This is a genomic window from Pantoea sp. EKM21T (genome assembly GCF_011800405.1).
GTDB classification, from domain to species: domain Bacteria; phylum Pseudomonadota; class Gammaproteobacteria; order Enterobacterales; family Enterobacteriaceae; genus Pantoea; species Pantoea agglomerans.
Genome location: NZ_JAALFV010000003.1, coordinates 63,318 through 81,991 on the forward strand (window position 1 = coordinate 63,318; position 18,674 = coordinate 81,991).

General features: G+C 55.7%; 21 protein-coding genes. 12 read left to right on the plus strand and 9 right to left on the minus strand.

Features of this window, described 5'->3' with window-relative positions:
* Positions 1-25: 25 nt before the first annotated feature.
* Positions 26-766 (plus strand): YoaK family protein, encoded by a 741-nt coding sequence (locus HFD87_RS06605; RefSeq protein WP_029519590.1) that lies wholly within the window; start codon positions 26-28, stop codon positions 764-766.
* 46 nt (positions 767-812) lie between these two features.
* Here HFD87_RS06605 and HFD87_RS06610 read toward each other — a convergent pair whose 3' ends face one another.
* Positions 813-1,538 (minus strand): SDR family oxidoreductase, encoded by a 726-nt coding sequence (locus tag HFD87_RS06610; RefSeq protein ID WP_167423123.1) that lies wholly within the window; start codon positions 1,536-1,538, stop codon positions 813-815.
* A 99-nt stretch (positions 1,539-1,637) separates the two neighbouring features.
* Here HFD87_RS06610 and HFD87_RS06615 point away from each other — a divergent pair, with 99 nt between their 5' ends.
* Positions 1,638-2,522: a LysR family transcriptional regulator gene (locus HFD87_RS06615; protein WP_167423124.1), complete on the plus strand. Its 885-nt coding sequence runs from the start codon at positions 1,638-1,640 to the stop codon at positions 2,520-2,522.
* A gap of 20 nt (positions 2,523-2,542) precedes the next feature.
* On the opposite strand, the gene HFD87_RS06620 is transcribed toward HFD87_RS06615, so the two are convergent.
* Together HFD87_RS06620 and HFD87_RS06625 are read right to left on the minus strand one after the other, a co-directional pair.
* Positions 2,543-2,938: a cupin domain-containing protein gene (locus HFD87_RS06620; protein ID WP_167423125.1), complete on the minus strand. Its 396-nt coding sequence runs from the start codon at positions 2,936-2,938 to the stop codon at positions 2,543-2,545.
* A 116-nt stretch (positions 2,939-3,054) separates the two neighbouring features.
* On the minus strand, positions 3,055-4,071 hold the full coding sequence (locus HFD87_RS06625; protein ID WP_167423126.1) for a substrate-binding domain-containing protein: 1,017 nt from the start codon (positions 4,069-4,071) through the stop codon (positions 3,055-3,057).
* 424 nt (positions 4,072-4,495) lie between these two features.
* Between HFD87_RS06625 and HFD87_RS06630 the strand changes: the two genes are divergently transcribed.
* On the plus strand, positions 4,496-4,690 hold the full coding sequence (locus HFD87_RS06630; protein WP_010246886.1) for a hypothetical protein: 195 nt from the start codon (positions 4,496-4,498) through the stop codon (positions 4,688-4,690).
* Positions 4,691-5,163: 473 nt separating this feature from the next.
* Here HFD87_RS06630 and HFD87_RS06635 read toward each other — a convergent pair whose 3' ends face one another.
* From HFD87_RS06635 to HFD87_RS06650, 4 genes are all read right to left on the minus strand, one after another.
* Positions 5,164-5,418, minus strand: coding sequence for a biofilm/acid-resistance regulator YmgB/AriR (locus tag HFD87_RS06635; RefSeq protein WP_010246887.1), 255 nt, complete (start codon positions 5,416-5,418; stop codon positions 5,164-5,166).
* 161 nt (positions 5,419-5,579) lie between these two features.
* Complete coding sequence (locus HFD87_RS06640; protein WP_010670560.1) at positions 5,580-5,873, minus strand: hypothetical protein; 294 nt, start codon at positions 5,871-5,873, stop codon at positions 5,580-5,582.
* Between the two features lie 174 nt (positions 5,874-6,047).
* The gene (gene ycgZ / locus HFD87_RS06645; RefSeq protein WP_010246891.1) at positions 6,048-6,293 is read right to left on the minus strand and encodes a regulatory protein YcgZ; all 246 of its coding nucleotides are present in this window, start codon (positions 6,291-6,293) and stop codon (positions 6,048-6,050) included.
* 247 nt (positions 6,294-6,540) lie between these two features.
* The gene (locus HFD87_RS06650) at positions 6,541-6,834 is read right to left on the minus strand and encodes a hypothetical protein (protein WP_010670559.1); all 294 of its coding nucleotides are present in this window, start codon (positions 6,832-6,834) and stop codon (positions 6,541-6,543) included.
* A 482-nt stretch (positions 6,835-7,316) separates the two neighbouring features.
* Here HFD87_RS06650 and HFD87_RS06655 point away from each other — a divergent pair, with 482 nt between their 5' ends.
* The 4 genes from HFD87_RS06655 to HFD87_RS06670 are packed head-to-tail and all read left to right on the plus strand — an operon-like array spanning position 7,317 to position 10,721.
* A complete protein-coding gene (locus tag HFD87_RS06655) occupies positions 7,317-8,207 on the plus strand; it encodes a metal ABC transporter substrate-binding protein (RefSeq protein ID WP_371742417.1) in 891 nt (296 codons plus the stop codon).
* Positions 8,204-9,019, plus strand: a complete 816-nt coding sequence (locus HFD87_RS06660) for a manganese/iron ABC transporter ATP-binding protein (RefSeq protein ID WP_167423127.1) — start codon at positions 8,204-8,206, stop codon at positions 9,017-9,019. Before HFD87_RS06655 ends, HFD87_RS06660 begins: the two co-directional genes overlap by 4 nt.
* Positions 9,020-9,021: 2 nt before the next feature.
* Positions 9,022-9,882 (plus strand): iron/manganese ABC transporter permease subunit SitC, encoded by an 861-nt coding sequence (gene sitC, locus HFD87_RS06665; RefSeq protein ID WP_010246899.1) that lies wholly within the window; start codon positions 9,022-9,024, stop codon positions 9,880-9,882.
* Entirely contained in the window at positions 9,882-10,721 is an 840-nt protein-coding gene (locus HFD87_RS06670; RefSeq protein WP_052271319.1) for a metal ABC transporter permease, read from the plus strand. Before sitC ends, HFD87_RS06670 begins: the two co-directional genes overlap by 1 nt.
* Positions 10,722-10,741: 20 nt before the next feature.
* Here HFD87_RS06670 and HFD87_RS06675 read toward each other — a convergent pair whose 3' ends face one another.
* Entirely contained in the window at positions 10,742-11,635 is an 894-nt protein-coding gene (locus HFD87_RS06675; RefSeq protein ID WP_010246903.1) for a LysR family transcriptional regulator, read from the minus strand.
* A gap of 439 nt (positions 11,636-12,074) precedes the next feature.
* Here HFD87_RS06675 and HFD87_RS06680 point away from each other — a divergent pair, with 439 nt between their 5' ends.
* The 5 genes from HFD87_RS06680 to HFD87_RS06700 all read left to right on the plus strand — a co-directional run bounded on the left by HFD87_RS06680 (position 12,075) and on the right by HFD87_RS06700 (position 17,575).
* Complete coding sequence (locus HFD87_RS06680) at positions 12,075-12,563, plus strand: (2Fe-2S)-binding protein (protein WP_022624540.1); 489 nt, start codon at positions 12,075-12,077, stop codon at positions 12,561-12,563.
* Positions 12,560-13,552 carry a xanthine dehydrogenase family protein subunit M gene (locus tag HFD87_RS06685; RefSeq protein ID WP_167423128.1) on the plus strand — a complete coding sequence of 331 codons (993 nt, stop codon included), beginning with the start codon at positions 12,560-12,562 and terminating at the stop codon, positions 13,550-13,552. Before HFD87_RS06680 ends, HFD87_RS06685 begins: the two co-directional genes overlap by 4 nt.
* On the plus strand, positions 13,549-15,933 hold the full coding sequence (locus tag HFD87_RS06690) for a xanthine dehydrogenase family protein molybdopterin-binding subunit (protein ID WP_167423129.1): 2,385 nt from the start codon (positions 13,549-13,551) through the stop codon (positions 15,931-15,933). The genes HFD87_RS06685 and HFD87_RS06690 overlap by 4 nt, the downstream gene beginning before the upstream one ends.
* Before the next feature lie 95 nt (positions 15,934-16,028).
* Positions 16,029-16,595, plus strand: coding sequence for an NTP transferase domain-containing protein (locus tag HFD87_RS06695; RefSeq protein WP_033768802.1), 567 nt, complete (start codon positions 16,029-16,031; stop codon positions 16,593-16,595).
* Positions 16,592-17,575, plus strand: coding sequence for an XdhC family protein (locus HFD87_RS06700; protein WP_033760766.1), 984 nt, complete (start codon positions 16,592-16,594; stop codon positions 17,573-17,575). Before HFD87_RS06695 ends, HFD87_RS06700 begins: the two co-directional genes overlap by 4 nt.
* Here the strand turns inward: HFD87_RS06700 and HFD87_RS06705 are convergent.
* Positions 17,564-18,670: an ABC transporter substrate-binding protein gene (locus HFD87_RS06705; RefSeq protein ID WP_167423256.1), complete on the minus strand. Its 1,107-nt coding sequence runs from the start codon at positions 18,668-18,670 to the stop codon at positions 17,564-17,566. The two genes, HFD87_RS06700 and HFD87_RS06705, sit on opposite strands and share 12 nt — an antisense overlap.
* Positions 18,671-18,674 lie beyond the last annotated feature (4 nt).

Consider the following 18,674-nt stretch of genomic DNA (forward strand, 5'->3'; position numbering starts at 1 on the left):
GCATTCACCTGAGGTGGGGAAGCCTGTGCTGATAAAAAAGAAGAAAGTTCGTTCGCATACCGAAGATCGACTGCTGGCGCTGGTGCTTGCCACTACCGCCGGCATCCTTAATGCCATGGCGCTGGGCGCGTTTGGATTTTTTCCATCGCATATGACGGGTAACACCTCGCAAATCTCCCAGGAAGTGACCACCAGCGACCTCCATACCATGCTGTTTTTGATGGCACTGATTATTGCCTTTGTGCTGGGCTGTACCGTTGCCCGGCTGGCGGTGGTAGTGGGGATCAGACATAAGTTACGCACCATATTCTGTCTGATCATTCTGGCGGAAGGGGCGGCACTGACGGCGGCATCAATCTTTGAGATCGTGTTCTACCGGCCAAGCTTTAACGGGGAAGTGCTGTTAATGCTGGGCTTTTTAATGGGGATTCATAATGCGACATCGACGCAGCTCTCCAATGGCCGCGTCAGATCGACCCACATTACCGGCACGCTGACCGATGCGGGTATTGCGCTGGGGTCGTGGATCTTTGCCCATACTTCTCACGCCGTGCATCTTGAAACCGACGATCGTCGCTTTTTCCAGAAGGTTCTGCACACCCATCTGACTACCGTGTTTTCATTCCTGAGCGGCTGTATTGCCGGTCTGCTGCTGTTCAAAGTCTATGGCTTTAACGCCATGGTTGGACTGGGAATATTTCTGATGCTGGTGGCACTGACGGCCATCGCTATCACCGTGCAGCGTACCCGCAGAAGCCTCTACTGACAGTAAAGCCGCCCGCCCGATGCGCACAGCGCATCGGGCGGGTTGCTTACTGCTGCGTTCGGGTTGGCCGCACCACGATTTCGTTCACATCCACCTCTTCAGGCTGTTCAATGGCATAGCGCACGGCGCGCCCAATGGCGTCCGGCTGCAATGCAATAGCGCGATAGTGCTGCATCGCCTCGGCGGCTGCCGGATCGGTAATGGTTGATGCCAGCTCGCTCTCCACCACACCGGGATGAACACAGGTCACCCGCAGCTGACTGTTCTCCTGCCGTAATCCGTCGGAAATCGCCCGCACCGCAAACTTGGTGGCGCAGTAGACGGCCGCGGTGGGCGACACGGCCAGCGCCCCTATCGACGCGACGTTGATGATGTGACCGCGCTGGTGGGCCAGCATGGTCGGCAACACTGACGCAATGCCATACAGCACCCCTTTGATGTTTACATCGATCATCTGATCCCACTCTTCCACCCGCAGCGACGCCATCGGAGACAAGGGCATAATACCGGCGTTATTGATCATTACATCCACCCGGCCCCATCTCTCCAGCGCATACTCAACAAACTGCGTCATCTCTTCGCGGCGCGTAACATCAAGCGCTTTGATCGCCACCTCTGCACCATTGAACTGCAGCTCTTCAGCCAGCGCGGCCAGGCGGCTTTCCCGCCGCGCACCCAGCAGCAGAATGGCATCTGTTTTCGCCAGTTCACGTGCAATGCCTGCACCGATGCCGCTTGAGGCGCCGGTAATTAAAATCACTTTCTGAGTCATTTTGTTTCTCCAGTCAGGTTGTCACTGGCGATCATACGGCGACTGGATTATAAAGATAATCCACCGAACACTTTACGCACTGGTAACTCAATCTGACCAATGAATGCCGATAAAAATGCTCTCGAAGTTTTTGTGATTGTGGCGCAGACGCGAAATTTCCGGCTGGCCGCAGAACAATTAGGTGTTACGCGTCCGGCGATCAGCCAGAGTCTGCGGCGTCTGGAAGACCGGCTTAACCTCACGCTGATGCAGCGCACCACACGATCGGTTCAGCTGACCGAAGCCGGACAGCGGCTCTATGCCGAAGTGGCGCCGGCGATCAACCAGCTCAATCGCGCCGTGACCGATATTGCCGAACTGGCTGCGGAACCTCGGGGCCAGCTGCGGCTGGCGATCTCCTCGATTGCTGAGCGGATGCTGGGGGGAAAACTACTGGCGAGCTTTATTACCGCTTACCCGCAGGTGGAGCTGGATATCACCGTCACCGATGAGGAGTTTGATATTGTCGGGCAAGGCTATGACGCGGGCGTGCGGCTGGGGGAGGTGATTGCTCAGGATATGATTGCGGTGCCGGTATCCACCGCGCAGCGTCAGGTGGCGGTGGCGTCACCCGCCTATCTGGCTCGCGCAGGCACGCCGCAACATCCTCAGGATCTGGTCAATCATCGCTGCATAGGCTGGCGAAAAGGGCCTGGTCTGGCCCCTTATCGCTGGGAGTTTGCAGAGCAGGGGCGCGAGTTTGATGTTGCCGTCAATCCGCAACTCACCACCAACGACATGGGGGTGATGATCCGCACCGCCTGCGCCGGGGGCGGCATCAGCTTTGGCATGGAAGAAACCTTCCAGCCTTACATCGCACGTGGCGAACTGGTGACCCTGCTCGACGCATGGTTGCCTGCCTTTGCCGGCTTCTATCTCTATTTTCCAAGCCGCAAAAATCTGGCCCCCAAGCTGAGGGCGCTGATCGATCACGTCAGACTTTAGCGACAGAATGCACGTCTGATTTAGCGCTGATATTGCTGATCGCTGACCTGCTCCAGCCAGTCAACCGGCGAGCCGTTCAGTGACTCAGCGATAGCAATATGCGTCATGGCGTTATCCGGCGTTGCACCGTGCCAGTGCTTCGCGTTTTCCGGGATCCAGACGATATCACCGGTGTTCATCACCTGAATGGCTTCACCCTCACACTGAATCCAGCCCTGGCCATGCGTGACGATCAGGGTTTGCCCGAGTGGATGGGTATGCCATGCGGTGCGGGCACCCGGTTCAAAAGTCACCGTTGCGCCACCCACGCGGGCGGGTTCGGTTGCCTGGAATGGTGCATCAATCCGAACCGTACCGGTAAAATATTCAGCAGGTCCTTTACGCGAAGGCAGCGATCCGTTGGCGATAATTTTCATTACTCACTCCTGTTGTTAACGTGTCATGCACAGTGTAACCGGCAAGCCGGAGCGTGATTAGCCCGCTCAGTCGGCAAACGGTTATGAGCCGGGCTCATTAATTGCCTGACAGTTTTTCAGGCTGTCATGTTGTAACGGGTGATGATGTTGATTTTAGAGTAGGGCGCGGGCGGTTCTGAGGCGGGCAAAAATCCATGAAACGCCAGCAGCGTTCTGAAAGCGTGCAGCGCATCAAGCTGTAAATTATGCTCGATTAATGCATCAATTTTACCGGCCTGCAGCAGTACACGATTCTCACGATCGAGATCGTGACCAATAAAAGCGTTAACCGTCCGCTTTTGTTCGGCAAAAGCGCGCAGTATGCCGGGATTACCGCCACCGACTGTGTAGACCGCATCTGCATCCGGATGGCTCTGCAAGAACTGTGTCACCGACTGCTGCATCCGGGCGTCAATGCCATAACCGCCTGCTACCACGCTCACCTGATGCTGGGGCGCAAACTCCTGCATTGCTCGCTGAAATCCCTGAATTCTCTCCTGTTCGCCAATGAAATCGTGACTGCCGGTCACAGCCACAATATGCGAACGACTTACCCGCAGCCATTTTGACATCAGAAAAGCCGCCACTTTACCGGCATCAAAATTATCCATGCCGATATAGCGCAGGCGCGCGCTGCCGGGCAGGTCACTCATCATGGTGACCACCGGAACGCGTTGTTTCAGCAGTGATTCAAGGGTGGGATGAATTTCACCAGAACAGGCTGCCTTAAGAATGACGCCGTGACTATGCAACGCTTTTTTATTCAGCAGCGCGTTAATCGCCTCCGCAGTCAAATTCGCGCCGAAGTGGAAACGCAGCTGAAGTTTAAAGGCAGTAAAACTGGCAATCTGACTGCTGAACGCCTCACGTATCAGTGGCTGAAAGCGGTCAGGTGTATGCATGATGACGTCGAAATAGATCGTTCTTCCCCTGGCGAGTCCCGCTTTTTGCATCAGTTCCAGGTCCGCTATCGCCTGCTGGATTCGGTGCTGGGTTGTGGCATGCACGTTGCCGCGCTGATGCAGTGCCCGGTCGATGGTCGCCAGACTGAGTCCCGACTGGGCAGCAATCTGTTTCAGGGTAAATTTAGCCATGTGCTGCTCGTGACACCAGAGGATGACGATAGTTTTATCATACTGCTGGCCATTGTCAGATGATCATTTAACACAGGCTGGTCAGAACATATCAGGCAGGGAAGCCTGCCGCGCAGGTTATCGCAAAAAACAGTGAGTCGAAAAAGTGTTTATAACACATTCAGCCAAAAGTCTGTTTCCGCGATATATAACTATCCAACTCTCAATATACATGGGCATAAATAGATTACAGCGGTTGCTACCACGTTTTGGCTATTTATAGCTTCAGGGCTGCATGGGGTGAAAATAAATCAAGATAATATTCTGAGGTTGTATAGTTAATAACCTTTTTGCCGCTTCGCTTATATTTCCCGCTTGACGGCTTTTTTGTTTTTTGGCTCCCGCTAATGATAGACTGTATATGCATACACCATCGGGAGGTCGTGTGAAGTACGACAACGATAATGAAATCCGTGCGCTGGTTGGTGCGGTAGTCAGTGATTTGATCAAGGCGGGAGAGCCGGTTCATTTCCACGACATTACGGACGCGCTGTTTCGCCTGAGCGAAGAGACGCGTGACAGCAGGCTGAAAGCATTGTGTCAGGAAGCGATAAGCTTTTTCACTCGTAAGATGCATTAAGGTTGCCAGGCCTGATGCCGGGCGTTGTCCCGGCCTGTGTCATGATAGCGGCCCTGCTACCTTTGACATCGGCGAGAATAAGAGGCATTGCATATTGCTGGCAGCCATTAAAACGGATTTTTTGTGAGTCGTTTGTTTCTTTTTTATTCAGCGTGACGGTTGATGACCGCATTAAAAATGTCAGTCAGATCTTTCTGTTGATTATTCATTAGGGGTGGCGAATTTCTGATAAAGAAGTTCGCCTTTTCATTGGCAGGTCTTATTAAGCCTGAATGATCATCATCTGGCATGATTGCAAAAAAGCGTTATCGTCGGGATCAAATCCCTGCTACATCATTAACCTGCAAAAGAATTTTTATATCGGATAATTTCTGTGTGGCATATCGGGTATACAGCGAAAGTGAGGGAAGGAAACAAAAGCGGGCGAGGGGGAAGAGTATCCTGCGTTACCAGAGGTAACGCAGAATGGCGTATCAGATGCCGGTATCGTCTGGCGTGCGGCCAACCACGATTTCCAGCGTTTTGCGTAACACATCCAGCCTGACAACATCTGAAGTGCATTCCAGTTCAGCGATCAAATAGAGGATGATCGCTTTATTGGTTACACGTCCCTGATCAGCAACAATGTCACGAATCACTGCGCCCAGCAGTTCGGTTTCCGGAGCAAGCTGGTCGCCTGCGCTACGGAAGTAGTCAATGATTGAAGAATCTGATGATGAATGCTGCATGATTATTCTTTCTCTGAGGAAAATGGGTCAGATGCAATGGTTGAAGTCAAAAACGAGTGTAGGCGCAGTTTTCGTTTTGCCCAGCCCGCCTTAAAAATTCTGTTCAGGTCTGCCGCTTCGCTTAAAATTAGCCGCATGTATCAGGTACGCAGTACGCTCAATCAGTGCTTTTTCGAACCTTCAGGCGGGCCATCACTGTTCATACGATGAGCCGTGTTATCACGTTCGGCACCGTCGCCCTGCACGCGTTTGCGCGCGGCAACCATACCATTACGGACTTCAGTGATGGCTTTGCGAATCACTGACACTTTCACGGCGTCGTCAGCATCAGCAGCCATCAGTTCGAGCTGTGCGATTAAGGCGTTGCTGGATACCGGTTTGTCTGACTTGAGTAATGTCAGAACGGCTTCGCCGATCATAACATCTGTCAGTTTCTCATCTTCACTTCTGTACATACTGGCTTCTCTGATTGCGAATCAATGGCCATGCTGCGGGTCCGTATGCGTCAGCGGGTGCGACTTAGTGCACCCGATACGGGAAGCAGAACTGGGCTTTATTGCTAGGATAGATCTTCCTGGGTGATGGCTGAAACAGGCGTCCTGATTAACATGCACGACCGTGAGAGGGCATTAATCTTCGCGACGAAACAGCATCGCAATGAGTTCATGCAGATGACTCTCTTCTTCTGGCGTGGCAGCCAGTTCAAGGCGACTCAGCAGTTTACTGCAAATCGTTTTCCGACTAAGGCTATGACCTGCGCGCAGAATTTCCACCACAACCGAACCCAGCGTCTCCTGTTGCGACGGTGAGCTGGCCTGATTAAAGTAACGGGCAATATCGCTGATCGTTTCCGGGGCTTGTCCGTTCTGACGCATGTTGTTGTCCTCAGGTGATTTAAATGTATGCACTCTGGATGCGCAAGTTATACATCTTTGCAAAACTTGTACAGAATTTTGGATTTTTGGGATTAATTTTTTTGTGCAAAAAGTGCTAAGGCTTTTAAAACAGGGTGTTACGAGGAGTTTGTAGCGAGGTAAAAATTGTACCAGATTCTTGTATCATTCACACCCCACCGACGCTCCGACCTGAATATTAAGGCCGGAGAGGAACGGCACACCTGGGTTAGTGTTTAAAGAAGATGTCATCGGCAGAGACGGGAGCAGCGGGCTCTTTGCCAGTGGTTTTGGCAAGCCAGTTCGCCGGGGCGGTGCTGCGGGAACCGATGGTTTTGAACCCCATCAGCCATTGAAGCGCATGCTGCATCTGCTCAAGGCGAGTCTCATTAACTTCAGAGTCAGCCATGACCCTTAGTTCATTAATCAGCAGTTCAACATTCACTTCCTGACCGGCATTAAACAGGTTCATTGCGGCTTCGCCAATGATGACATTCGCTTTTTCGTCGCTGGAAAAATACAAATTATCCTCCTGGGTGATTGCGGTAAGTAACATTAACTGTAGCAAAAAAATTTACGAAGCTTAATCAATTCAGCCTATCAATAAGATTATTTTAATTGTCGGTCTGCTATGCGTGTCATGTGAGTGCCGCCAGGTGTCAGAGCGCTTTTCGGTCAATTGCACAGCCAGGATGGTCTTTTTGTAATCCTGTTATCGCTTTTGCGGTTTACTCAACCACAGATGAGAAAGGCGTAAAACCCGGTTATAGCTATACATCACGCTTTCCATAAACTTTCCATCAATGAAATTAACTTTTTACATATCAATAAGTAAAACACCTAGCTTACAAAACTTCACATTCGGGCCCGGACGCTGAAGAAACTTCACAACCCTTCGCTGTTACAAAGGTATAGCCTGTGCTATAAAAAATAGCCTATGCTAATTATGTTCTGTTTTTAATCACCTCTGGAGATCGCCCTATGGTCCCGAAAAGAAAAATAACCATGATGCTACTGAGTGCGCTACTGACAACCCTGATGGCGACCAGCAGCTATGCAGCAGAAAAATTTAAGGTAGTGACGACGTTTACGGTCATCGCTGACATGGTAAAAAACGTGGCGGGCGATGCGGCCGAAGTCACTTCCATTACCAAACCGGGTGCTGAAATACACGAATATCAGCCGACGCCCGGCGATATCAAACGTGCGCAGGGTGCGCAGTTAATCATGGCGAACGGTCTTAATCTCGAACGCTGGTTTGAGCGTTTTTACCAGCATCTGGATGGGGTGCCGGAAGTGATTGTCTCTGCCGGGGTAAAACCGATTGGTATCGGCGAGGGACCTTACAACGGTAAACCGAATCCGCACGCCTGGATGTCTCCGGACAATGCGTTGATCTATGTCGATAATATCCGTGATGCGCTGGTGAAATATGACCCGGCACATGCGGAAACCTATCGTCAGAACGCAGGCGCCTATAAACAAAAAATCACCGCAGCGCTGGATCCGCTTCGCCAGCAGATTGCCGACATCCCGGAGGATAAACGCTGGATGGTGACCAGCGAAGGCGCATTCTCCTATCTGGCTCGCGACCTGGGTATGAAAGAACTCTACCTGTGGCCTGTAAATGCTGATCAGCAGGGCACGCCGCAACAGGTGAGAAAAGTGATTGACCAGGTGAAGAAAAATGCGATTCCGGCGGTGTTCAGTGAAAGCACCGTGTCGGATAAGCCAGCCCGTCAGGTCGCGCGGGAAACGGGTGCGCATTACGGTGGGGTGCTTTACGTCGATTCTTTAAGCAATGCTCAGGGACCGGTGCCGACCTATCTGGATCTGCTCAGAGTCACCACGGAGACGCTGGCACAGGGCATCAAAGCGGGAGAGAAAGCGCAATGACAGACACCATCGTGGTTTCCGATGTTACCGTGACCTATCGCAACGGTCACACCGCGTTGCATGATGCCAGCTTCAGCGTGCCGGGCGGATCGATTGCGGCGCTGGTGGGCGTCAATGGCTCAGGCAAGTCAACCCTGTTCAAAGCGCTGATGGGCTTTGTCCGGCTCGCCAGCGGCAGCATCTCAGTGCTCGGCATGCCAACCCGTGAAGCACTGCGTCAGAGTCTGGTCGCGTATGTGCCGCAGTCGGAAGAGGTGGACTGGTCTTTTCCGGTGCTGGTGGAAGATGTGGTAATGATGGGTCGCTATGGTCATATGGGCCTGCTGCGTCGACCGAAACCGCACGACCAGCAGATTATCAGTGATGCGCTGGCGCGGGTCGATATGCTGGATTACCGCCATCGTCAAATCGGTGAACTCTCCGGCGGACAGAAGAAAAGGGTATTTCTGGCGCGCGCCATCGCCCAGCAGGGCAGCGTTATCCTGCTGGATGAGCCGTTTACCGGCGTGGACGTTCAGACCGAGGCCAGAATCATCAGCCTGCTGGGTGAGCTGCGCGATGAAGGCAAGACGATGCTTGTCTCAACGCATAATCTGGGATCGGTCACGGAGTTCTGCGATTACACCGTGATGGTCAAAGGCACCATTCTGGCCAGCGGCCCGACCCGCACCACCTTTACCGCCGCCAACCTTGAGCGTGCATTCAGTGGGGTGCTGCGTCATGTGATGGTGAAAGGGCTGGACGATCAGATTATCACCGACGATGAACGGCCTTTTATTGCGCCACGTACGGCACCTGAAGACGGAAACTGACCATGGAACTGTTACTGGAGCCTTTTGGTTATCACTACATGCTCAACGCGATGTGGGTCTCCGCCATGGTCGGCGGCCTGTGTGCGTTTCTCTCCTGCTATCTGATGCTCAAAGGCTGGTCGCTGATTGGCGATGCGCTGTCGCACTCCATCGTGCCGGGCGTAGCGGGTGCTTACATGCTGGGACTGCCCTTTGCGCTGGGCGCGTTTCTCTCAGGTGGGCTGGCGGCGGGCAGTATGCTGTTACTCAATCAGCGCACCCGCTTAAAAGAAGATGCAATCATCGGCCTGATCTTCTCCTCCTTCTTTGGTCTGGGTCTGTTTATGGTGTCGCTCAATCCGACCGCGGTAAACATTCAGACCATTGTGCTCGGCAATATTCTGGCGATTGCGCCCGCAGATATACTTCAGCTGGCGCTGATTGGCGGGCTGTCGATCATCATTCTGCTGTTTAAGTGGAAGGATCTGATGGTCACCTTCTTTGATGAGAATCACGCGCGCGCTATCGGACTGCGTCCTGAACGACTGAAAGTCCTCTTCTTTACCCTGCTGGCAGTCTCAACCGTGGCGGCGCTGCAAACCGTCGGTGCATTTCTGGTGATCTGTCTGGTGGTGACGCCAGGCGCGACGGCCTGGATGCTCACCGACCGCTTCCCGCGTCTGCTGATGATTGCCGTAGCGATTGGCAGTATCACCAGTTTTCTCGGTGCGTGGGCGAGTTACTACCTGGATGGCGCAACGGGCGGCATCATCGTGGTGGCGCAGACGTTGTTGTTCCTGCTGGCGTTTGTCTTTGCGCCCAAACATGGCTTGCTGGCTAACCGGCGTCGTGGCCGCCATCGTCCCGAAAAGGAGCCTGGCTGATGTGGATCTTTGAACCTTTCCAGTTCGCTTTTATGAACAGCGCGTTGCTGATTGCGCTGGTGGTGGCGATCCCCTGTGCGCTGCTGTCGGTCTTTCTGGTACTGAAAGGCTGGGCGCTGATGGGCGATGCCATGAGCCATGCGGTATTCCCCGGCATCGTCCTCGCCTGGATGGCCGGGCTGCCGCTGGCGGTGGGTGCGTTTGTCGCAGGTCTGTTCTGTGCTGTTGCCAGTGGATTTCTGCAGGACAACAGTCGCATCAAGCAGGATACGGTGCTGGGAATCGTCTTCTCCGGCATGTTCGCGGTGGGATTGATCCTCTATATCGCCGTGAAACCGGAGGTGCATCTTGATCACATTCTGTTTGGTGACATGCTCGGCATTACGGGCGCTGACATAATTCAGACCTCGCTTATCGCAGCGGTGATCGTTGGGGTCATTGCGGTGAAATGGCGTGATTTTATGCTATTCAGTTTTGATCCGCAGCAGGCGCAGGTCTCTGGCTTACCCGCACGCTGGCTGCATTATGGGCTGCTCTGCATGGTCTCGCTGACCATTGTGGCGACGCTGAAAGCAGTAGGGATTATCCTGTCGATTTCCCTGCTGATCGCGCCCGGTGCTATCGCAGTTCTGCTTACCCGCCGCTTTTCACATGCGCTGCTGGTGGCGGTCGTGGTGTCGGTGCTGGTGTCGCTGAGCGGGGTCTATCTCTCGTTCTTTATCGACAGCGCGCCAGCACCCACGATCGTGGTGCTGTTTGCACTGGTGTTTATTGTGGCGATGGTGATTTCAGGCCGCAAAACGCGGCAGCTTGAACGACAGCGGCTTAATGCCAGCTGACTGGCTATCGCGGCTGTCTCTCAACCGCGATAGCGCACCGCATCAATCAAGCGTGTAAAGGCGCTGGTGTGCTGTCTGCGGCTGGGATAGTAAAGATAATAACCCGGAAAAGGCTCACACCAGTCAGCCAGCACCTGAACCAGACGGCCACTTTTAAGGTGTTCCGCAACGCTATCCTGCGGCACATAGCAGATCCCCATCCCGCTCAGTGCGGCATCAATGCGCGACGCGAGATGATTAAAAATTAACTGACCCTGCGTTTTGACCCTGATCTCCTTGCCATCACGCATAAACTCCCAGTTATAGAGGCCACCCAGCGTCGGCAGCCGCAGGTTGATGCAGTTATGATGCTGTAAATCATAGGGCGTCTCAGGTCTGCCGTGCTGATCAAAATAGCTGCTGGCTGCCACCACGCACATATTCCAGTCCGGCCCGATGCGCACCGCCACCATATCCTTTTCGACCTGCTCACCCAGTCGCACGCCCGCATCGAAACGGCCGCTGACAATATCGGTCAGACTGTTATCCACCGACACTTCAACATGGACATCGGGGTATTGCTGAAGAAAGGGCCTGAGCAGCGGCCAGAGTGTAGAGGTGAGCGCATGTTCGCCTGCGGTGATACGAATGTTGCCGGAGATTTTACCCTGACTGTCAGTGACATTGACCAGTTCAGACTCAATCTCGCTGAACAGCGGGGCGAGGGTAGTGATCAGCCGTTCACCCGCTTCTGTCGGGGCAACGCTGCGTGTAGTGCGCGTCAGCAACCGGACGCTAAGACGCTCTTCCAGAGCGCGAATCGCGTGGCTCAGTGCCGACTGCGACACACCCAGCTTCGCCGCTGCCCGGGTGAAGCTGCGCTCTTCTGCTACCACCACCAGATAGATCAGATCGTTAAAATTTTCTTTCAGCATAGGCCCTCTGACCTGTTTGATCGGTTTTCCTGGTCGGGACAGGCCGATTTATCGACGTTAACTACGGCTTCGCTACCCGACCTGCTATCAGACCCGAAATTGCCTTTCAGGGTTACACATTTCGCGGCAGGATTAATGAGGCGGACAGATAAACCCTATGAACGACGGCTATAAAAGCTTTTTTCAATAAAATTAATAAAATCATTTAGATGAGCGTTGTATGAACACATATTTATCCCGATTCAACCTCGCTCCGCCATTCAGATAACACTTACTTTTCCCTGCTTCCCCGCAAAATTGCCAAAAAGCTGCTAAACCTTAAAGCAGAGATACGCGCGTAAAGATTAGGGTTATCACGATTTTCCCCCGATTCGAACCCCGTCAGAAATAAACCTATAAAAAATTACATCTTTTGGCCCCCAACAATGGGAAGCAGACAATGTCGGAAAAAATATCGCTAACAATGCAGGTTAATGGTCAGTCGCAGCAGATGCAGGTCGATCCCCGTGTCACCCTGCTTGATGCGCTGCGTGAGCATCTTAACCTGACCGGCACCAAAAAAGGGTGCGATCAGGGGCAGTGCGGTGCCTGCACGGTACTGATTAATGGCCAGCGGGTGCTGAGTTGCCTGACGCTGGCGGCTCAGGCGGATGGCGCCGAAGTGACCAGCATTGAAGGGCTAGCCTCCACCGAAGGTGAACTGCACCCGGTGCAGCGCTGCTTTATGGAGAATGACGCCTTCCAGTGCGGCTACTGTACACCGGGTCAGATTATGTCCGCCGTCGCCTGCATCAAAGAGGGCCATGCGGGTTCAGAAGATGAGATCCGTGAGTATATGAGCGGCAACCTTTGCCGCTGTGGAGCATATCCGCACATTGTGGATGCGATTAAACAGGCCGCAGCAGAGATGGCGAAGGAGTCCGCATGAATGAATTCAGCTGGAAAGTCGCGCAGTCGCCTGAGGAAGCCGCAGCTCTGAAACAGCAGCCTGGCAGCCAGTTTCTGGCAGGCGGCACCACACAGCTCGATCTGATGAAGTGTGGGGTCTTCACGCCGCCGCAGCTCATCGGCATCACTGGATTGACCGGGCTTAAAAACCTGCAGTTTGACGACGATAAGATCACGGCCGGCGCGCTGGTCACCATGAGCAGCCTGGCGGATCATCCCGCCTGCCAGCAGAACGCGCCAGCCATCTACGGAAGCCTGTGGCAGGCCGCGTCACCGCAGATTCGTAACATGGCCACGCTGGGCGGTAATTTACGCCAGCGTACCCGTTGCGCCTATTACCGCGATCCGGCGACCTTTTCCGCCTGCAACAAACGCAATCCGGGTTCCGGCTGCGTCGCACTGGATGGCGTTAACAGCAATCATGCCATCCTGGGCGCCAGCGACAGCTGCATCGCGGTCTATCCCGGCGATCTGGCGGTGGCGCTGGTGGCGTTTGACGCCATCGTGGTGCTGCAGAATCAGCAGGGCGAAACCCGCCGCATCGCGATTGATGATTTCTTCCTGCTGCCGGGTGACACACCTGATCGTGAGCACGATCTGCGCGATGACGAAATTATTGTGGCTATCGAAGTGCCGCAAACCGAGTCACTGCGGCACTCACACTACCTTAAAGTCCGTGACCGCAGCTCTTATGAGTTTGCTGCAGCCAGCGCGGCCGCAGGCTTCACGCTGGAGAACGGTGTGATGCGTCAGGTGCATATTGCGCTGGGCGGCGTCGCCACCAAACCCTGGCGGGTCAGGTCGGTGGAGCAGGCGCTGGAGGGCCAGCCGTTTAATGAAGAGACGGTCTTCCAGGCGGCAGAACGGATTACTCAGGAGACGCAGGCGCTGACCCACAACGCCTATAAAGTAAAACTGGCGCCGCGTGTGATTGCACGTGCGCTGATGGCAGCAGGAGAAACCGCATGAGTGACGTAAATGACAAAGCACGTCGGGAGTTACTGAAGGCGACGGCGGCGATCTCAGCGGCGGGCAGCCTGGGTCTGAGTATGCAAAGCGCCAGTGCCAGTGATACTGCCACGGCGGAACCAGAAACCACCGATCCGATTGAGGGACTGGGCGCCGGGCGCTCGCGGGGTGACGGCAAAGTAAAAGTCACCGGTGAGGCGCGGTATGCGGTAGAACATCAGCCGGGAAATCCGCTCTATGGCGTGGTGATCCAGTCTACTGTTGCCAGCGGCCGTATCAGCCGGATGTCTACGGAAAAGGCGCAGCAGGCCTCGGGAGTGGTGGCGGTTTATACCCATCTGAATAGCCTGAAGATCAACAAACCTACCGCGATTGCAGACGGCGGCGCGGCGCAGTCAACCTATACCCCGATTCAGGACGATGTGATTATTCACAACGGCCAGAACATCGGTCTGGTGGTGGCAGAGACGTTTGAGCAGGCAACTTATGCCGCCTCGCTGGTGGAGATCGACTATGAAACCTCGCCTGCACTGATTTTTGCCACCGATGAGGGTGTCGAACCGAAACCGGTATCGAAACAGGATATCGATATGGGCGATGCACAGGCGGCGATGCAGCAGGCCGAGGTGCGTCTGAGCCAGCGCTATACCACGCCGCGCGAATACAACATGCCGATGGAACCGCACGCCTGTGTCGCTGAGTGGCTGGATGGACGCATTACCGTCTGGGAGCCAAGTCAGTGGGTGGCAGGCGCGCAGGTGGAAATCGCCGAGTGGATGGGCATTGACGTTGAAGATGTGCGGATCATTTCGCCCTATGTCGGCGGGGGATTTGGGTCCAAGCCAGTGCCTTACACCCACGTCGCACTGGCCAGTGTGGCGTCACGAGCGCTGAAGCGTCCTATCAAAGTGTCGCTGACCCGACCGCAGACCTTTACTGGTCTGGGCGGACGTCCCGCCACCTCGCAGCAGCTGGAACTGGGTGCCTCGCGTGACGGCAAAATCCAGGCGATTATCCAGCGCAGCTTCAGTGAAACCTCATTAATCGATGTATTTGCTGAGAACTGCAGCAAAGTCACCGCCCGCATGTATGCGGTGGGCAACGTCTCCGCCCAGCATCAGGTCAGGCCGATCAATACCGTGACGCCAGGCTGGATGCGGGCGCCAGGTGAAAACCCCAGCGCCTTTGGCTTGGAAGTGGCGATGGACGAGATGGCCTATGCCCTGAATATCGATCCGCTGGAGCTGCGTCTGCGCAACTGGGCGGACAAAGATTATCAGCTCGATCTACCGTGGAGTTCGCGTCGCCTGAAAGAAGCCTATCATAAAGGGGCTGAGGCCTTTGGCTGGGATAAGCGCATTATGACGCCGCGGTCGATGCGCGAAGGGCGTGAACTGATTGGCTGGGGCATGGCCTCTGGCACCTATCCGGTCAACAAACTGCCTGCTGAGGCAAAAATCATCCTGACGCCACAGGGTAAATTTGTGGTGCAGTGCGCCGGTGCGGATATCGGCACCGGGACCTATACCATCCTGGCGCAGACCGCTGCCGACATTCTTGGCGTCGCCTCCACCACCATTGAGGTTCAGCTGGGTGATACTGAGCTGCCGCGTGCCGGTGTCGCAGGTGGATCGCAGCTTGCGGGCAACGTGACCGCGGCGGTGAACGATACCGCCAGACGAATGCGCGACCAGCTGCTGAAACTCGCCAGCGAGCTGCCACAGTCGCCACTGAATGGCACTCCGGCATCTCAGCTCACGCTGAAAGGCGACGGGGTTCAGCATAATCTGCGCAGCGGTCTGGCGGTCTCATTTGCCCGGCTGGCAAGCCTGGCACCGGCGGAGAGTCTGACGGTGAAAGGCGGCACTTTCCCGGACGATCTGTCACAGAGCGAGCGCGACAAGATGGTGCGCAACCTTAATGACATGAGCCGCCCTGAAAAATTCTCGGCCCACAGCTGGAGCGCGCAGTTTGTGGAAGTGCGGGTCGATGAAGATTTCGGCACTATCCGGGTCAAACGGATGGTGGCGGCGCTCGACAGCGGTCGTCTCTACAACCCTAAACTGGCGCGCAGCCAGTGGATTGGCGGCATGATCATGGGCGTCGGTCAGGCGCTGATGGAAGAGGGCATCGTCGATCCACGCAATGGTCGGGTGATCAACAACAACCTGGCGGACTATCTGGTGCCGGTTAACGGTGACATCCCGAGCATTACCACCATCAACGTTGGCGAGCCCGATTTTGAGGCGACCACCATGGGCGGTAAAGCCGTGGGTGAGCTGGGTATCGTGGGCGTGGCGGCAGCGATCAGTAATGCGGTGTTCCATGCCACCGGTAAGCGGGTGCGCGACTTACCTATTACTCTCGATAAGATTATCTGAGCCTGTTCCTGACCTGCTGCCAGCAGATCGATGTGAGGATATGCGGGCGCGGGCTGAAACCTGCGCCCGTTTTTCACGCTTAGCGGAGAGAAAGAGTGAAGATAGCGTTGATTGTGCTGGCCGCCGGGCTGAGTCGCCGTTTTCGCCAGCAGGCGGGTGAGCATAAGCTGCTGGCCGATCTGAATGGCAAACCGGTGCTGCAACGCACGCTGGAGCAGGCCGCTGCCAGTGGTCTTGACCTGTTTGTGGTCACGCGCCCGGACGCCGCTGCGCTTAAGGCGCTCTGCTCGCAGGCTACCCTGGTGCTGTGTGACAGCGGCGGGCTGGGCGAATCAATCGCCGCAGGTGTCAAAGCCAGCCGTGACTATGACGGCTGGCTGATTGCGCTGGGCGATATGCCGTTTGTCACGCCTGAAAGTTACCGCGCCGTCAGCGCCGCGCTGGCGGACGCGCCGATCGTCAGGCCGTGGATTGACGGCAGGCCGGGCCATCCGGTTGGCTTTCAGCACCCCTGCTATCCGATGCTGAGCACGCTACAGGGCGATGCCGGGCCGCAGGCGGCGGTGAAGTCACTCGCCGTCCGGCTGCCGCTTCAGGATCGCGGCTGTTTGTGTGATATCGATCTCCCTGCTGATCTGCAGTTAATAAAGGAATTTTCATGATTACGCTGGATCAACGTGTGATTAATGCGGCACTGAGCAGCTGCCAGGCGGGTCAGCAGGTCTGGCTCTGCACGGTGCTGCGCACCTATGGATCTTCGCCGCGCGCGCCTGGCACCCTGATGACGGTCAACGAAACGGGTGCTTACTGTGGATCGCTGTCGGGCGGCTGCATTGAAGAGGACTTTCTGGCGCAACTGGCGGCAGGAGCCTATCGCGCCAGCAGTCAGCGGGTGCGGTACGGTGAAGGCGGAATGCGTCCTGACGTCAGCCTGCCGTGCGGCGGCAGCCTGGAGATCGTCATTGAGTTTCTGCCGCCCGATGATGCCACGCTGGCGCTGCTGACGGCCATGCAGCGCGCGCTGAGCGGACAGCAGCCGATGGTGAAAATGATACGACCCGGTGAACGTGCGCAGTGGGAAGTGCTCGCCCCGGACAGGGTGTTGCCTGCGCTGGATGCCAGTGAGCAGCAGATGTTACTGCCGGTTGGTGCGATACCGGAACTGCTGATCGCGGGCTACTCGACTGTGGCATATGAGTGCATCCGGCTTGGGCAGATGCTGGGTTTTCACGTGCGGGTCTGTGAGCACCGACCGGAGATGCTGACGGAGCTGGAGAGCCACTTCAGCGCTGCGGACAACGTGACGCTGGTGTCACAGCATCCGGCGCGCTGGCTGGAGCTGAACGGCGCGCATGCAGCGGTGGCGATAGTGGCACTGACCCACGATCCCCGCATTGATGACCTGACGATGATGGAGGCGATCGCGACACCCGCGTTCTATATCGGCATCATGGGCTCGGCGAAAAACAGCGAGAAAAGACGGGCGCGACTGCAACAGATCGCCGGCATGGATCGTGCCGAACTGGACCGCATCCATGCGCCCATCGGCCTGCCTATCGGCAGCAAAACCCCGGCGGAGATAGCGCTGTCGGTGATGGCCGATATCGTCCGGGTGAAAAATCGCGGGCTGTCAGCCGCCTGATCCCGGCGTCGCCTCCGGTGCGAGCCGGTAGAGGTAGCTGCCCGAATAGGGGATCGGCAGGAAATCATGGAACAGCTGCCGCAATGTCTGTTCAGGATCGACATCGCGGAACAGTTGCGGATAGAGCGTGGTGGCGAAGAATTCTGTCGCTACCAAGTGCCACGGACTGAGGTAAAAGTTGTGCCAGATTGCCCCGGCATGACCGTCCCGCAATGCCGTCAGCTGCTTCAGCGCATTCTGCTGACCGGTCAGCGCCAGCAGGCTCTGCCGGGTCTGCGCTGTTATGACGGCGGGGCCGAGTTTTAAGGCTCCCGCTTCACCGGCGCTGCCGGTGCCGGTGGCGAAGTAAAAGTCGGGCTGTGCCGCAATCACACTCTCCTCACTCAGCCGTCCGAACACGCCTTTGATCTGCTGACTGGCGATGTTGTCGCCCCCGGCAAAGCGCAGCAGCTCACCCAGGTTGCCATTCACCGACGTCACGCAGCATTCACTGCGCCGCCCGAGATGCAGCTGCAAAAGAACTTTAGGTTTAGCTCCGTGATAGTCCGCCAGTCGGCTCTCAATGCGCTGCATGTGGCTGCGGTAAAAGCGATTGAAGTCAGCAGCCCGCTGGGGCTGATTCAGCACCTCGCCCAGCAGGGTCATGCTGCGCTCGGTATTTTTCAGCAGCTCAACCCGCAGATCGATCTTCACCACCGGGATATGCGCCGCGCTGAGCATCTTCTCCAGCACTGCTCCGCTTTCACTGCCGCGCGCCAGCTGCGGCAGGATCACCAGGTCCGGTTTCAGTGCGATCACCTGTTCGGGATTCATGTCATTGACGCCATCCAGACCCAGAACCGGAATGTCCTCCATTTGCGGAAACTTACTGGCAAAAATCTGCCAGGTCTGGGGATCATACTTTTTCAGATCCTGTGGCCAGCCAGCGATATGCTGCAGCGGATTGCCGGGCATCAGCAGCGCGACGCTGTAGAGCATCCGGCTTTCACCCAGCACAATACGCTGCGGATGGTCGGGTATCTCTACTTCGCGGCCGGTGATGTCGGTCAGCGTGCGGGCGTGTGCGCCAGCGCTGACCAGTATCACGCTCAGCATTAAC